This window comes from Elusimicrobiota bacterium, from assembly GCA_040757695.1.
Lineage (GTDB): Bacteria > Elusimicrobiota > UBA8919 > UBA8919 > UBA8919 > JBFLWK01.
Genome location: JBFLWK010000016.1, coordinates 1 through 13,091, shown reverse-complemented (window position 1 = coordinate 13,091; position 13,091 = coordinate 1). Strand labels below are relative to the sequence as shown.

Below are 13,091 nucleotides of genomic sequence, written 5' to 3'. Positions count from 1 at the left end.
GGCTAAGTGGTTACGTGGTTAGGTTTTACTTAATCACTTAATTACTTAATCACATAATCACTGGTTCTATTATGGAACTAAACGAAAATGATATTTCTAAAATTGTTGCAGAAGTGATAAAACGGCTATCAGAAACCGAAGAAAAAATCAATATCACTCCGACAACGGATTCTGTCGGTCCTGTTTTTGATAATTTTGAGGAATGTTTGAACGCTGCAGAAACTGCCCAGAAGATTTTGTGGGATTTAGGGCTTGTAAAACGAGAAAAAATTATTCAAGCAATACGAGAATCTGCAATCCAAAATGCAGAATACCTCGCTAAAATGATTGTTGAAGAAACAAAAATGGGCAGGTGGGAAGATAAGGTTCAAAAAAATATTCTTGCTGCCGAGAAAACTCCCGGTGTTGAAGATTTACAACCAACTGCTTTTACCGGCGACCGCGGACTTACACTTGTAGAAAATGCGCCTTACGGGATAATCGCAGCAGTTACACCGTCTACAAATCCTGTATCAACTATTATAAATAACGCTATTTCAATTATCGCAGCTGGTAATTCTGTGATTTTTGCGCCACATCCAGCTGCGAACAAATGTTCGCACCAGATAATCAAAATTTTGAACGATGCAATTATTTCTGCCGGCGGGCCATTGTCGCTTGTTTCAACAGTAAATCCGTCATCGGTTGAGTTCACACAAGCATTATTAAAACATCCAAAAGTAAAACTGAACCTTGTTACAGGTGGACCTGCAATTGTAAAAATTGCGATGTCCGTTGGTAAAAAAACAATTGCTGCAGGTCCAGGTAATCCACCCTGTATAGTTGATGAAACTGCTATAATAGAAAAAGCCGCGCAAGATATGGTATCAGGTGCAAGTTTTGATAACGGGATTTTATGCACGGCCGAAAAAGAAACACTTGTTGTTGAAAAAGTCTTTGACCAGTTTTTATCATCCTTAAGAAAAGATAATCGCACCTATGAACTTTCTGCAAAACAGATGGATGAACTTGCAAAAATTGTTATCAAAGAGCCCGGCGGAAAATATAAAGAAGGTGTGATGAATCGTGATTATGTTGGAAGGAATGCATCAGTAATTGCTAAAGCGCTTGGATTGAATATTTCTGACGATATACGGCTGCTTTGGGGTACGGTAGAAAAAAACCATCCGTTTGTATGGACTGAACAACTTATGCCAGTTATGCCTGTTGTAAAAATGAAGGATGTTGACTCCGCGATAGAATTCGGAATTGAGGTTGAAGGCGATAATCATCACACATTTATTATGCATTCTCTGAATGTTGCTAATTTAACGAAAATGGCGCGTCTATGTCAGGGTTCTATCTTTGTGAAAAACGGCCCTTCGTATATGGGTTTAGGAATGGGTGAGGGTTATGCGGCGCTTTCAATCGCAACCCCAACAGGCGATGGATTAGTTAAAGCAAAAAATTTCACTCGCCCACTCCGCTGTGTTTTAGTTGATTATTTCAGAATAGCATGAAAACAAAAATTTTAATGATTGGCAAAAACGACAAAAATGCCGAAAAAAAAGAAATTGAGTTTGAGTTAGATTATTTAATGTCTCTTACAACGGGTCAAAGATTCAAAATGATGCATGATAGATCTCTACTAATAATGAAGAGAATTAAAAAATATGAACATAGAACAACTCCTGAAATTACTCAAAGAACATAATGTTAAATTCCTTGTTATAGGAGCCGAGGCATTTCCTGCATATGGATATGCTCGTGCAACATTTGACATTGATATTTTTATTGAGCCAATTGAAGAAAATGCCAAAAAAGCAATTAAAGCACTAAAAGAATTTGGTTATGATATTATTGAGGACACAACACTTGAAAATTTTCTTACTAAAAAAACACTTATTCGCCAATATGTATTGCCGACTGATATCCATCCATTCGTTACCGGTATAAATTTTAAAGAGGTCTGGAAAAACAAAATCCGTGCCAAAATAGGTGATACTTATGTATATTTTCCAGCGCTTAAAGATATGATAAAAATGAAGAAAGCAGCGGGACGAGTTAAAGACAAAGAAGATTTAAAATATCTGACAGCAATTTTAAAGAGAAAAAAGAAAAAATGAATATAGTTGAACTTGTTAAAAATGCTGGCGTTGTCGGTGCGGGTGGGGCGGGTTTTCCAACGCATATAAAACTTTCTGCTAAAGTTGAGACCGTTATTGCAAATGGTGCGGAATGCGAACCGCTTTTAAGAGTAGACCAACAGATGATGGACATTTATGCAGAACGAGTTGTCCGTGGATTGCAGTTGGCAATGGAGTCAACTGGCGCAAAAAACGGCATTATCGCACTGAAAGAAAAATACCAACCAGCAATAAATGCGTTGAATAAAACAATTTCCCAGTTTCCCAATTTCCCAATTTCTCTTTTTTATTTAAATAATTTCTATCCCGCAGGTGATGAGTTTGTTCTTGTTTATGAGGTTACAGGAAAAATTCTACCGGAAAGCGGAATCCCACTGAATGTCGGCATAGTAGTAGATAATGTTGTTACTCTGATGAATATTGCAAATGCTGTTGACGGCCAACCAGTAACTGACAGGCCTTTGACCGTCTGCGGTGCAGTAAAAAATCCGGTTACTGCATTTTTTCCTATCGGAACATCAGTTGCGGAAGTAATTAATTTTGCAGGTGGGACAACTACGAGCGATTATACTGTTCTTGACGGCGGGCCTATGATGGGAACAATTATTTCTGAAGACACAGCAATTACAAAAAAAACATCAGGCATACTCATTCTCCCGTCGGATAGCGAGGTTGTTTACCAGAAATCCAACAGGCACGCTATAAAACAATCAAAAAGCGCTTGTGAACAATGTCAGGATTGCACCGAGATTTGTCCGAGGTATCTTTTAGGACATACACTAGAATGTCACAAAATTCAGCGTTCAACCGCTTGTGGCTTAACAGAAAATATCACACAAGCATTTATGTGCTCTGAGTGTGGGCTTTGCGATTGGGTTTGCCCAGGCAAACTCTTACCCAGAAAAATAAATCAGACAATAAAACAGAAACTTATAAAAGACGGGCAAAAGAATCCATATAAAAAAATGCCGTCTGAAGTCCATCCAATGCGTGAATATCGTAGAGTACCTCTACACAGAATCTTGGGTCGGCTTGATTTAATTCAATATGATAAGCCTGCACCTTTTACAGATAGAGCAATAGAAATTTCAGAAATAAAAATTCCACTCTCACAGCATACAGGAGCACCTGCAGAACCGGTTGTGAAAGTTGGTGATAAAGTAAAAAAAGGTCAGTTGATAGCAGAGATTCCCGACGGTAAATTATCGGCAAATATTCACGCTTCAATTGATGGCAAAATTATAGGAGTGAGCAATTTCATAAAAATTGAGAGGTAGTTATGAAAAAGAAAAAAGCACAGTTTGTTAAAGAACAATGTGTAAATTACAAAACTAATACTATTACAATTCCTGTTGAGGTATTTGAAACCGCAGACACAAAAGAAGAAATTGAGGACTGGCTTCTGGCACATGATCCAGAGTTTATCAAAAGAATGAGAAAAGCAAAAGCAGATATGGAAGCTGGAAAATTTATTCCATGGGAACAGGTGAAGCAAAAATTAAGTATCAAATAGATACTTATCCAGAAGCAATTGATGACTTATCCAAACTTGACTTTTCAGTTCGTGAAAGAATTGATAAGAAAATAAATTAGTTAGCTGAAAACGCAGAAAGTATCGCTCATCATCAGTTGACTTCAATGCCGAATGACTTGAAAGGACTTTGTAGAATTCATAGTGGCGACTGGCGAAATCTTTACTGGATTTCTCATGAAAAGCAGAAAATATGGATTTTCAGAATAGAACATCGTTCAAAGGCGTACGAAAAGTTGTGAGGAATTTTTATGATTCAACCGACGATAGGCTTTATTGAAACAAATTCAATCGCCAAAGGGATAGAGGCATCTGATGCGATGTGCAAAGTTTCAGGGATTGAACTTGTAGATGCATATCCGATTTGTCCTGGAAAATATCTGGTTCTGATAACGGGACTTCTTGCTGATGTTGAATCATCAGTTGAAAAAGGCGTTGAGATTGCTGGTGAGACACTTATTGATAAATTCATAATTCCGAATGTCAATACTCAAGTTGTTCCTGCGATTTTAGGCACAAATGAAATAGCAAATTTTGAGGCAGTTGGGATTATTGAAACATTTACAGTTGCTTCCTGTATCCGTGCCGCTGATGCCGCTGCCAAAGCTGCAAAAATTTCACTTATAGAGATCCGTCTTGCAAAAGGTTTAGGTGGGAAATCGTTTGTAACGCTATGCTCCGACGATGTTGGCGCCGTCCACTCTGCGGTAAATGCTGGTTGCGAGATTATAAAAGATGAAGGCGTAATAATTCAGCGGGTCGTTATCCCAAAAGCCCATGAAGAGCTTAAAAGAACATTGTTATGAAAAAATCTATCAAAGTTTGTTGACCAATTAGACGATAAAGCAGAATAATTAGCAAATAAAGTTGCATACGAACTTAATAAATAGTTTTTGCTGAAAAAGTCAGCAAAAACTACCCTGACCCCGAACTTGTTTCGGGGGAAGGGTTTCATATTCCGGCGAACTGCGAGATTCTTCGCTCCGCTCAGAATGACAAACAGAGGACTTTTTCAACAAAGATGGAATGAAAAACTCAGTAGAAAAATTCTGAGTTGAAAGAATTAAACACAGGAGAGTTTTATGACTGAAAAATTTGATGTGGGTTACAACACAAAAGAGAAGGAAAAAGAAATCACAGACTGGGAAGGAAAAACGATTAAATCGGCAAAAGTTATACACGAAAGTGCGGATGGCTGTTTAATTGTAGAGTTTAGTGACGGAACAAAAAAAGAGTATAACTATAACGAGTTAGGATTTTGGGAAAAATAACAAAAAGCTAAGATCAAAATTGGCAAAAAAATGAATATTGTAATTGGTTCTGATCATTCAGGTTTCCAACTTAAAGAAAAACTAAAAAAATTTTTGCAAGGGTTAGGTCATACAGTTTTTGATTTTGGTTGCTATTCTGAAGAGGCGGTTGATTGGCCTGATATTGCACTGTTGGTTGCAGAATCGCTCGCTAAAATGGAGTACGAAAAAGGTATTTTGATAGATGGCACCGGCGGGGCAATGCCTATTGCAGCGAACAAAGTGCCGGGTATCCGAGCTGTATGTGCATATAACGAACTTACCGGAAAATTCGCGTCTGAACATGACGATGCAAATATTTTGTGTCTCGGGGCAAGAATGATAGGCGATTTAGAAGCACAGGAGATAATTAAAGTCTGGCTTGAAACAAAGTTTGCAGGTGGCAGACACTATCGTCGGCTGGATAAAGTTACTGAAATAGAAAAAAAATATTTAAAATAACGTTTCCACGTTAGCGAGAATGTGAGAACGAAAAAATATGAAAATAGCAATCGGAAGTGACCATCGCGGATTCCGGTATAAAACAGAACTGATAAAATATTTATCAAAAAATTATATGATAAAAGATTTCGGGACTTTTTCTGAAAATAGTTGCGATTATCCGGATTTTGCATACAGCGTCGCAAAAGCGGTTGTATCAAAAAGATTTGACAGAGGGATTTTAGTATGTGGTTCAGGCAATGGTATATGTATTGCCGCAAATAAGGTTAAAGGCACGAGGGCTGTCGTTGGCTATTCACCCAAAGCGGCAGAATTTTCAGTCAGGCATAACGATGCAAACATTATCTGTTTTTCAGAAGATTTTTCGCTTATTCACATTAAAAAAGCAGTAAAAAAATTTCTTTCAGCAAGATTTGAAAAAGGTCGACATTTAAGAAGAGTTAAAAAAATAAAAAAAATTGAGGAGGGGAAATGAACGCAGAACAGACGCGAAACAAAACGCAGAACCGACGCGGAACATGGAAATGGTTTTTACTTTACACTTTTTACTTTACACTTTACACTTTACTTAATGCACAGGATGTGAACCAACTTGTAGCAGAAGGTAACAAGCTTATTAAAGAGAAAAAATACGACGAAGCGGTAAAGATACTTCTTGAAGCAAAAAAGCTGGATGAAAAATCGCCGCTTCCCGATGTCGCACTCGGAATGATGTTTTTGCAAAAAAACAGTTTATGGGAAGCCGAAGCCCACTTAAAAGCAGCAGAAGAATACTTAATAAAAGAAGCCAAAAAGAATAAGCAGGAAGATAAAAGTCTTCCAGCAATACAATATACACTCGCTGTTCTTTATGAAAAAAAAGATGAAAAAGAAAATGCAATTTTATACTGGACTAAACTTGTAAAAAATTCTGATTTCAAAGAAATAGCAAAAAAACATATTCAGTTTTTAGGGGGTGCAAAGTGACAATTAAAAATGTAAAATTAAAAATTAAAAATTATTGGAAGTGGTTTTACCTTTTACCTTTTACCTTTTACCTTTTACCTGCCTTTTTCGGTTGTGCAACAACAAAAACAGTTATTAAAAAGGGTTATGATTTTTCAAGTATAAAAAAAATCGCTGTCTTAAAATTTTCAGGTGATGGTGGTGATGCAGTAAGCAACGAGTTCATAAGACAGTTTTTGTCCGCAGGACTGAATGTTATTGATAGAACAGATATTCAGAATATCAGCGATACAAAATCACTTGGGGTTGATGCAATAATTTCCGGGAATGTAATTGAGTTTAATCCATCAAATAAATTGTTGGTGTTTAAGGAAAAGGGTAAAATTGTAATATCAGATAAAGCATATCCGATAAGCGGAACGACTGTTCTTCCGACGGGTTCTGCATTCGGGCTTGAAGATGCCAATGTTTTTACAGTATCCGCATCCGTATCTATTTCGGCAAAAATTACAGATGGTTTAACTGGCGAGGTTGTATGGAGCGATTCAAAAAGTTACGAAGCGTTAGATATAAATACAGCAGTCGGCTTGGTTGTCAGTTCGCTAAAAAAATCATTAAAGCCATTTTGGAAGGAATTACAGTAAAAAAAGAATTTGTGGAATGGCAGATTTCAACCTGCCGTCAATGATGTAGCCCCCGAATTCATTCGGGGGTGAACGAAGTGAATGAAAATTCAAACCATACTGTAGCCGAGAATTCATTCTCGGAGAGCGAAGCGAAAAATGTTTGCAGGGAAAATTATAGGCAGGGTTGTTGCAACACAAAAATATGGATCATTAGAAGGGAAAAAACTGCTTCTTGTTCAGCCGCTGACATGGGATAAAAAGCCCAAAGGTGAACCTCTCGTTGCTGTAGATGTCGTCGGTGCAGGCGCTTCTGAATTTGTTTTTTATGTTGGTGCTCGTGAAGCTGCGGTTGCCTGTGGCGGGACATCTCTGGCTGATACACCTCCAGTAGATGCTGCGATTGTCGGTATAATTGACGGAATAAATCTGGTCATATAGGAATGAAGAAATACACAACTGAAGAAATGGAATGGCTAAAACTCACACCGGCAGAAAGATTGCTGGAAACTGGTAAATTGTGGGAATTATACTTGGCTATCGGAGGGGATCTTGACCCGGAACCCGATACTAAAAGTCCTTTTTACTTTCCAGAAATTTGGTGTAAAAAGTCTTTTAATAGGCGGTCAGGCATGCATCATATACGGTGCCGCAGAGTTTAGCAGGGACTCTGATTTCGTTATTTTTTGTGATACACAAAATCTTAATAAACTTAAAAAGGTGCTTTCTGCACTTAAAGCAAAAAATATCTATGTACCACCGCTAAAAAAAGAATTTCTTGAAGAAGGACATGCATGCCATTTCAGATGTTATGCTGAACCAGCAAAAAATTTGAGGATTGATATTATCGCAAAATTACGAGGATGTGATGATTTTGATAAATTATGGCAGCGACGATATACACTCAAATTGGTAGAAAACAAAAGGATTGATATAATTGGATTAACGGATTTGGTGCAAAGCAAAAAAACGCAGAGAGATAAAGATTGGCTAATGCTTAACCGACTCGTTGAAAATGATATAATTTTAACAAGAAAACCATCTGACGAAAAAATTAAGTGGTGGTTATGCGAATGTCGGAGTATTGATAAATTGATTGAACTGACAGATAAAAATATAAATTTGGCACGGGAATGTATCAAAAAAAGACCGCTTCTGGCTGCAGCGATTAAAAAAAATATAGCAAAATTGACAGAATTGTTGCAAGATGAAGAGTTATTAGAGCGAAAAAAAGATAAAAAATACTGGCATCCACTGATAAAAGAACTTGAGATATTAAGGCATAAAAGTTGGAAGAGATAAACATAATAGGGAGCAAAAATGTTCATAGCAAGAGTTGTGGGAAATGTCTGGGCGACCAGAAAACATAAATCATTAGAAAACACAAAACTTCTTTTAGTGAGACGGCTTGACGGTATTTCAGGGAAATTTATTGACGAAGATATTATGCTTGCGGTTGACAAATACATTGACGCAGGGATTGGCAATACCGTTTTGGTGATGGACGAAGGCAACTCTGCCCGTCAGATATTAAACGACAAAGTTGCACCAGTAAGAACAATCATCTGCGGAATTATTGACACGGTATTTTCCAAAGGTCAGACCAAAAAATGGCATTGAAAATGAAAAATATTATCAAGATTAAAAATGATGAGTTAAAACAAGAACTTATTGGTGAAATAAAAGATTTTCCCAAATATACAACTCAAATAATAAATCTTGCCAATCAAAATGCTCAGGGAACGAGACCAAGAGTAGTAGGGCAACTATCGGAACTGATAAAAGAATGTCCTGAAAGAACATATATGGGCTGGAAAAATTGGTATCTCAGAAAATATCCCGATGCTATCAACGATGCTGTAGAAAAAATAAAAGAAATGATATTAAATTTACAGGAAGCCGTTAAATTGATTGATGAGCCATTGATAAAAAAATGGGTAGACGATTTAGTGCTTGAAAAAACTTTTATCGGGTTAAGATTTCAGGAAGCAGTTTTGAAGAAAATTGCAAAGATAAAGAAAGTAGATTATAGATTAGCAGAACCAAAAGAAGAATCACAAGGTATTGATGGTTTTGTGGGAAACATTCCAATATCTATAAAACCAATAACATATAAAACCAAAAATGCTTTAAGTGAAGAAATTAAAGTCAAAGTAATCTACTATAAAAAAACAAAAACAGGATTAGAAATAGACGCAAGCGAAATTTGATAATTTTATGAAAACATCTCACAAAATTATTATTGGTGATTCTAGAAATATGAGAGAACTGAAAGATGAATCGGTTCATTTAGTGGTTACATCACCACCCTACTGGCAATTAAAGGATTATGGTTGTAAAAATCAGATTGGTTTTCACCAGAGCTATGAGGAATATGTTGATTCACTCAATAAAGTTTGGGCTGAATGTTATCGTGTTTTGCATCCAGGTTGCAGGTTATGTGTTAACATTGGTGACCAATTTGCCCGCTCAGTAATTTATGGCAGATATAAAATTATTCCTATACGAGAAACGATTGTGAATTTTTGTGAAAAAATCGGTTTTGATTATATGGGTGCAATTATCTGGCAGAAAGTTACAACCTGCAAAACAACTGGTGGTGCAACGGTGATGGGTTCCTATCCTTATCCAAGAAATGGAATGATTTCTATTGATTATGAATTTATTTTATTGTTCAAAAAATTGGGTAAATCGCCTGTTCCAACAAGGGAGCAAAAAGAAGAATCAAAAATGAGTCATGAGGAATGGGTGAAATATTTTTATGGACATTGGAATTTTGCCGGTGAAAAACAAAACGGGCATCTCGCAATGTTCCCTGAGGAATTGCCTCGCCGTTTGATAAAAATGTATAGTTTCGTTGGAGACACTGTTCTTGACCCGTTTTTAGGAAGTGGAACGACAACAAAAGTTGCGGCTTTGCTTGATAGAAATTCAATTAGTTATGAAGTTAATCCTGCTTTTTTGGATGTCATTAAAGAGAAACTTGGAATAAAACAAAAAGAATTGTTTGACAAAAGTCAGAATTACGAAATAATTTTTCAAAATACTCAAAAACCCGGTTTTACAAAAAGGACAAAGAGTCGAAAACAGTATCGGCTTAATGACAAAAGAGTTGACCCAAGGAAATTTAATTTTGGGACAAAAATTTCTTTTCCAATATAAGAAATGAACAATTTTATAGAAACAAAAGAATGGTTCAGACTCAGTTTTAACGATTTTGACACTGCAATTAAACTTTATGAGATTGAAGATTATGATGCCAGTGTATATCATATACAACAGTGTTTAGAAAAATGTTGTAAAGCGGTTGGTTGTTTTTTGGGTGTTGAGATAAAAAAAACGCATTATCCTGGAAAGGAAATTATAAAAGAAAGTTTAACAAATCTGTATGATAGAATTACAAAACTTAGATAAGATAAAACAGCAGGATTATATTCCGCCAATAAAAAAATATTTTGAACGTGTCTATTCATATTTCACTGATAATTTTTTGGGGCTACTTCTTTACGGCAGTGTAGGACGGGGAACTGCGAAACCGTTTTCTTCATGGGAAAATGATATTGATTTATTAGTAATTATTGAGGGGCTTGTTGACTTTAGAGAACGTGGTAAGCAGAAGGTACCGATAGAACACAGTGTAAAATTTGGTATTGAAGCGGTATGGATTACACCAAAAGAATTAGAAGGGTATATTCTTTCAAAAACAGGTTTCATAATGGATGCGCTTTATGAAGGTGTAATACTATATGAGAAAGATAATTTCTTGACAAAAAAACGGGATGAACTTATTGAATGGCTTACTCGTAGAGGTGTAAAAAAGAAAGATATCGGCTGGGTATTCCCGATAAAAGCAGGCGAGAAATTTGATTACAGATGAAATACAAAACAGTAAAAGAAAAAATATCTACTGTATTAACGCCATCAAAAACTAAAACTGTTGACTCCGCCCTTTCTACATATAACAAACTAGAAAACAGAAAGAGCGGGATTGAATTACAACTTTTCAATAATGTACAGTTTATTTATGAGTTGCATTTGGCAAAATTGGAATTAGAGTCATTTGGATTAGATGTAAAAATCACAAATGGTTTAAGAGAAATTTTGACAAACTGTGATTTTGAAACAGCAGAAATCATAAGACAAAGAACAGCATATTTTGAAAAAGTAAATGAAGAGACAAGCGATTATTATTATATACAACAAAAAAATCAAACCCGTTCTGTAAATCAGTATTTAACTCACTGGTTTTATCCGTATAAAGGAAAATTTCATCCCCAGATGATTCGGGCATTACTAAATATTTTACAGATAAAAAAAGGTGAAACGGTTTTAGATCCATTTATCGGCAGTGGCACGACAGCGTTAGAATCAATACTTTTAGGAATAAATTGTATTGGTTATGATATTTCATCAGTTTGTGTTTTGGTTTCCAAAAGTAAAACAGAGTCAATTGATGTGGCAGATGAAATAATTGAAATGAGAGATGCTATTTTATTTGGCGAGAAAAGAGTAGAAAAATTGGGAGTTGGGAAGGTGAGAAATTTTTATAAAGTTGCTGAACTTATTGCTCATAGTGATGTTGCAAGAAGAGGAAAACAATTCCATCAAGCATTTAAGGAAAATGTTGTAAAAATGACAAATTCACTAAAAGATTTTGTTGGAGTGAAGGAAAAACTCGAGTTAAAACTCGGAAATGTCAAAATAGAAAAAAAAGATGCTCGGCATCTGCCATTAGAAAACAATAGCATGGACGGAATAATTACTTCTCCGCCTTATTCAATTGCCCTTAATTATGTTGAAAATGATGCACATTCATTAGAAGCACTGGGCTATGATTTAAAAAAAGTCAAAGATGACTTTATTGGTGTCCGTGGAAGCGGTTTTGAAAAATTTGAACTTTATGAAAAAGATATGGAAAAAGCATACAGCGAAATGTATCGTGTGCTAAAACCACAAAAATATTGTGCAATTGTTATTGGGAATGTTACCTATCAAGGACAAGAAGTTAATACCGCCCGAAATGTTATTGACTACTGTCAGAGTATCGGTTTTTGTTTAGACCAGAAAATAGAAAAAATAATTTTTGGTTTGTATAATGTGATGCAAAAAGAATATATTTTGATATTTAAAAAGGAATAATAAATGGAAAACAATGAATTGCAGAAAAGGATGGACAATTACGAAAGAATTATTAAAGAGATAATAGGTGCGTTTAGCTTGTTGGACTTCCATATAGTTGTGGAATCTACAATTCACAAGAAAATTATCCCTATTAATAGAGAAGATGAAAATGACAAACTTTTAATGGGTGATATTTCTATTATTGTAAATGATTTTGCTAAAAAATATAATAAAACTCCAATTACTTTTGATATTTATAAATCATTGGTTAATCCACCAAAACCGAAAAGTTTTTGCAATAATGAAATAGGAATTTTTGCTGATAAAGTAATACCTTTATTTTTTGACACAAATAAGGATAAAGTCAAAATAATAACCTCTTTTGAGAGATTATCTCTAAATGGTTACCCTGATGAAGTGATTACTGACAAATATGGAGGAATTACATATCTTGAAGTAAAAACAACCTCAAGACGCGATATAGGTTCACCAAGAGATTTTTTCTTTTCTCCATTGAAAAATTCAAAGAAGAAAATTAAAAATGATGGACACCATTTACTACTATGTTTTGACACTTTTGAACAGAAAGAGAAAGAATTCATAATTACAGGATGGTGTCTTATTGATTTATTTAATATCAAGGTATCAATGAAACCAGAATTTAATACTGACAATTTAGAATTATATAAAAAAGAAAATATTTTATTAGAAGTCAAATTTTAATGGCTGTAGAAGTAAGGTTCGGTTATGTGGATGAAGATGAAGCAAAAAAGAAGGCAATGATCAATATGATGCTTTTTATACAGAAAGTGCATGGGCTCCTTTGTATGATGATTGTGCAATTGAACACATAAAAAATGGAGAATGATATGAGTGTGCCAAGAAAGTTCCTTGAATTCTTGTCGGTGGAAGTCCGAACTGGATAAAGGGTAGCGACCAGTCCAACACCAAATCCCACAGTTAATAAGGCAACGAACTAACTGATGCTGGGATG

The 13,091-nt window shown here is 35.4% G+C and carries 21 protein-coding genes; all 21 read left to right on the top strand.

Features of this window, described 5'->3' with window-relative positions:
* Positions 1 to 71 precede the first annotated feature (71 nt).
* The 21 genes from AB1349_04690 (at position 72) to AB1349_04590 (ending at position 12,951) form a co-directional block, all read left to right on the top strand.
* Entirely contained in the window at positions 72 to 1,499 is a 1,428-nt protein-coding gene (locus AB1349_04690; protein ID MEW6556637.1) for an aldehyde dehydrogenase family protein, read from the top strand.
* On the top strand, positions 1,496 to 1,693 hold the full coding sequence (locus tag AB1349_04685) for a hypothetical protein (GenBank protein MEW6556636.1): 198 nt from the start codon (positions 1,496 to 1,498) through the stop codon (positions 1,691 to 1,693). The genes AB1349_04690 and AB1349_04685 overlap by 4 nt, the downstream gene beginning before the upstream one ends.
* A complete protein-coding gene (locus AB1349_04680) occupies positions 1,653 to 2,105 on the top strand; it encodes a hypothetical protein (GenBank protein MEW6556635.1) in 453 nt (150 codons plus the stop codon). The genes AB1349_04685 and AB1349_04680 overlap by 41 nt, the downstream gene beginning before the upstream one ends.
* On the top strand, positions 2,102 to 3,403 hold the full coding sequence (locus tag AB1349_04675; protein ID MEW6556634.1) for an SLBB domain-containing protein: 1,302 nt from the start codon (positions 2,102 to 2,104) through the stop codon (positions 3,401 to 3,403). The genes AB1349_04680 and AB1349_04675 overlap by 4 nt, the downstream gene beginning before the upstream one ends.
* 2 nt (positions 3,404 to 3,405) lie before the next feature.
* A complete protein-coding gene (locus tag AB1349_04670) occupies positions 3,406 to 3,639 on the top strand; it encodes a hypothetical protein (GenBank protein ID MEW6556633.1) in 234 nt (77 codons plus the stop codon).
* A 269-nt stretch (positions 3,640 to 3,908) separates the two neighbouring features.
* Positions 3,909 to 4,463, top strand: coding sequence for a BMC domain-containing protein (locus AB1349_04665; GenBank protein ID MEW6556632.1), 555 nt, complete (start codon positions 3,909 to 3,911; stop codon positions 4,461 to 4,463).
* A gap of 276 nt (positions 4,464 to 4,739) precedes the next feature.
* Positions 4,740 to 4,928, top strand: coding sequence for a hypothetical protein (locus AB1349_04660; GenBank protein ID MEW6556631.1), 189 nt, complete (start codon positions 4,740 to 4,742; stop codon positions 4,926 to 4,928).
* A 30-nt stretch (positions 4,929 to 4,958) separates the two neighbouring features.
* Complete coding sequence (gene rpiB, locus AB1349_04655) at positions 4,959 to 5,408, top strand: ribose 5-phosphate isomerase B (protein ID MEW6556630.1); 450 nt, start codon at positions 4,959 to 4,961, stop codon at positions 5,406 to 5,408.
* A gap of 37 nt (positions 5,409 to 5,445) precedes the next feature.
* Positions 5,446 to 5,883: a ribose 5-phosphate isomerase B gene (rpiB, locus tag AB1349_04650; GenBank protein ID MEW6556629.1), complete on the top strand. Its 438-nt coding sequence runs from the start codon at positions 5,446 to 5,448 to the stop codon at positions 5,881 to 5,883.
* Positions 5,880 to 6,374: a hypothetical protein gene (locus AB1349_04645; GenBank protein MEW6556628.1), complete on the top strand. Its 495-nt coding sequence runs from the start codon at positions 5,880 to 5,882 to the stop codon at positions 6,372 to 6,374. Before rpiB (AB1349_04650) ends, AB1349_04645 begins: the two co-directional genes overlap by 4 nt.
* Entirely contained in the window at positions 6,371 to 6,997 is a 627-nt protein-coding gene (locus AB1349_04640) for a hypothetical protein (protein ID MEW6556627.1), read from the top strand. The genes AB1349_04645 and AB1349_04640 overlap by 4 nt, the downstream gene beginning before the upstream one ends.
* Before the next feature lie 138 nt (positions 6,998 to 7,135).
* Positions 7,136 to 7,417: a EutN/CcmL family microcompartment protein gene (locus tag AB1349_04635; GenBank protein MEW6556626.1), complete on the top strand. Its 282-nt coding sequence runs from the start codon at positions 7,136 to 7,138 to the stop codon at positions 7,415 to 7,417.
* 111 nt (positions 7,418 to 7,528) lie between these two features.
* Positions 7,529 to 8,278 carry a hypothetical protein gene (locus AB1349_04630; protein MEW6556625.1) on the top strand — a complete coding sequence of 250 codons (750 nt, stop codon included), beginning with the start codon at positions 7,529 to 7,531 and terminating at the stop codon, positions 8,276 to 8,278.
* A gap of 18 nt (positions 8,279 to 8,296) precedes the next feature.
* Positions 8,297 to 8,596: a EutN/CcmL family microcompartment protein gene (locus AB1349_04625; protein ID MEW6556624.1), complete on the top strand. Its 300-nt coding sequence runs from the start codon at positions 8,297 to 8,299 to the stop codon at positions 8,594 to 8,596.
* Positions 8,597 to 8,598: 2 nt separating this feature from the next.
* Entirely contained in the window at positions 8,599 to 9,186 is a 588-nt protein-coding gene (locus AB1349_04620) for an MjaI family restriction endonuclease (protein ID MEW6556623.1), read from the top strand.
* A gap of 7 nt (positions 9,187 to 9,193) precedes the next feature.
* Complete coding sequence (locus AB1349_04615; GenBank protein ID MEW6556622.1) at positions 9,194 to 10,138, top strand: site-specific DNA-methyltransferase; 945 nt, start codon at positions 9,194 to 9,196, stop codon at positions 10,136 to 10,138.
* A gap of 3 nt (positions 10,139 to 10,141) precedes the next feature.
* Positions 10,142 to 10,390, top strand: a complete 249-nt coding sequence (locus tag AB1349_04610; protein MEW6556621.1) for a HEPN domain-containing protein — start codon at positions 10,142 to 10,144, stop codon at positions 10,388 to 10,390.
* Complete coding sequence (locus AB1349_04605; protein ID MEW6556620.1) at positions 10,365 to 10,853, top strand: nucleotidyltransferase domain-containing protein; 489 nt, start codon at positions 10,365 to 10,367, stop codon at positions 10,851 to 10,853. The genes AB1349_04610 and AB1349_04605 overlap by 26 nt, the downstream gene beginning before the upstream one ends.
* On the top strand, positions 10,850 to 12,115 hold the full coding sequence (locus AB1349_04600; protein ID MEW6556619.1) for a DNA methyltransferase: 1,266 nt from the start codon (positions 10,850 to 10,852) through the stop codon (positions 12,113 to 12,115). Before AB1349_04605 ends, AB1349_04600 begins: the two co-directional genes overlap by 4 nt.
* A gap of 3 nt (positions 12,116 to 12,118) precedes the next feature.
* Positions 12,119 to 12,820, top strand: coding sequence for a hypothetical protein (locus AB1349_04595; protein ID MEW6556618.1), 702 nt, complete (start codon positions 12,119 to 12,121; stop codon positions 12,818 to 12,820).
* A complete protein-coding gene (locus AB1349_04590) occupies positions 12,820 to 12,951 on the top strand; it encodes a hypothetical protein (GenBank protein MEW6556617.1) in 132 nt (43 codons plus the stop codon). Before AB1349_04595 ends, AB1349_04590 begins: the two co-directional genes overlap by 1 nt.
* Positions 12,952 to 13,091: the final 140 nt, after the last annotated feature.

What these genes read in the sequence shown, in the direction of transcription:
- AB1349_04665 (MEW6556632.1), top strand. Translation starts at nt 3,909, where the DNA reads ATGATTCAACCGACGATAGGCTTTATTGAAACAAATTCAATCGCCAAA.
- AB1349_04675 (MEW6556634.1), top strand. Translation starts at nt 2,102, where the DNA reads ATGAATATAGTTGAACTTGTTAAAAATGCTGGCGTTGTCGGTGCGGGT.
- AB1349_04635 (MEW6556626.1), top strand. Translation starts at nt 7,136, where the DNA reads ATGTTTGCAGGGAAAATTATAGGCAGGGTTGTTGCAACACAAAAATAT.
- AB1349_04610 (MEW6556621.1), top strand. Translation starts at nt 10,142, where the DNA reads ATGAACAATTTTATAGAAACAAAAGAATGGTTCAGACTCAGTTTTAAC.
- AB1349_04690 (MEW6556637.1), top strand. Translation starts at nt 72, where the DNA reads ATGGAACTAAACGAAAATGATATTTCTAAAATTGTTGCAGAAGTGATA.
- AB1349_04590 (MEW6556617.1), top strand. Translation starts at nt 12,820, where the DNA reads ATGGCTGTAGAAGTAAGGTTCGGTTATGTGGATGAAGATGAAGCAAAA.
- AB1349_04660 (MEW6556631.1), top strand. Translation starts at nt 4,740, where the DNA reads ATGACTGAAAAATTTGATGTGGGTTACAACACAAAAGAGAAGGAAAAA.
- AB1349_04625 (MEW6556624.1), top strand. Translation starts at nt 8,297, where the DNA reads ATGTTCATAGCAAGAGTTGTGGGAAATGTCTGGGCGACCAGAAAACAT.
- AB1349_04645 (MEW6556628.1), top strand. Translation starts at nt 5,880, where the DNA reads ATGAACGCAGAACAGACGCGAAACAAAACGCAGAACCGACGCGGAACA.
- AB1349_04605 (MEW6556620.1), top strand. Translation starts at nt 10,365, where the DNA reads ATGATAGAATTACAAAACTTAGATAAGATAAAACAGCAGGATTATATT.
- rpiB (MEW6556629.1), top strand. Translation starts at nt 5,446, where the DNA reads ATGAAAATAGCAATCGGAAGTGACCATCGCGGATTCCGGTATAAAACA.
- rpiB (MEW6556630.1), top strand. Translation starts at nt 4,959, where the DNA reads ATGAATATTGTAATTGGTTCTGATCATTCAGGTTTCCAACTTAAAGAA.
- AB1349_04680 (MEW6556635.1), top strand. Translation starts at nt 1,653, where the DNA reads ATGAACATAGAACAACTCCTGAAATTACTCAAAGAACATAATGTTAAA.
- AB1349_04600 (MEW6556619.1), top strand. Translation starts at nt 10,850, where the DNA reads ATGAAATACAAAACAGTAAAAGAAAAAATATCTACTGTATTAACGCCA.
- AB1349_04685 (MEW6556636.1), top strand. Translation starts at nt 1,496, where the DNA reads ATGAAAACAAAAATTTTAATGATTGGCAAAAACGACAAAAATGCCGAA.
- AB1349_04615 (MEW6556622.1), top strand. Translation starts at nt 9,194, where the DNA reads ATGAAAACATCTCACAAAATTATTATTGGTGATTCTAGAAATATGAGA.
- AB1349_04595 (MEW6556618.1), top strand. Translation starts at nt 12,119, where the DNA reads ATGGAAAACAATGAATTGCAGAAAAGGATGGACAATTACGAAAGAATT.
- AB1349_04670 (MEW6556633.1), top strand. Translation starts at nt 3,406, where the DNA reads ATGAAAAAGAAAAAAGCACAGTTTGTTAAAGAACAATGTGTAAATTAC.
- AB1349_04620 (MEW6556623.1), top strand. Translation starts at nt 8,599, where the DNA reads ATGAAAAATATTATCAAGATTAAAAATGATGAGTTAAAACAAGAACTT.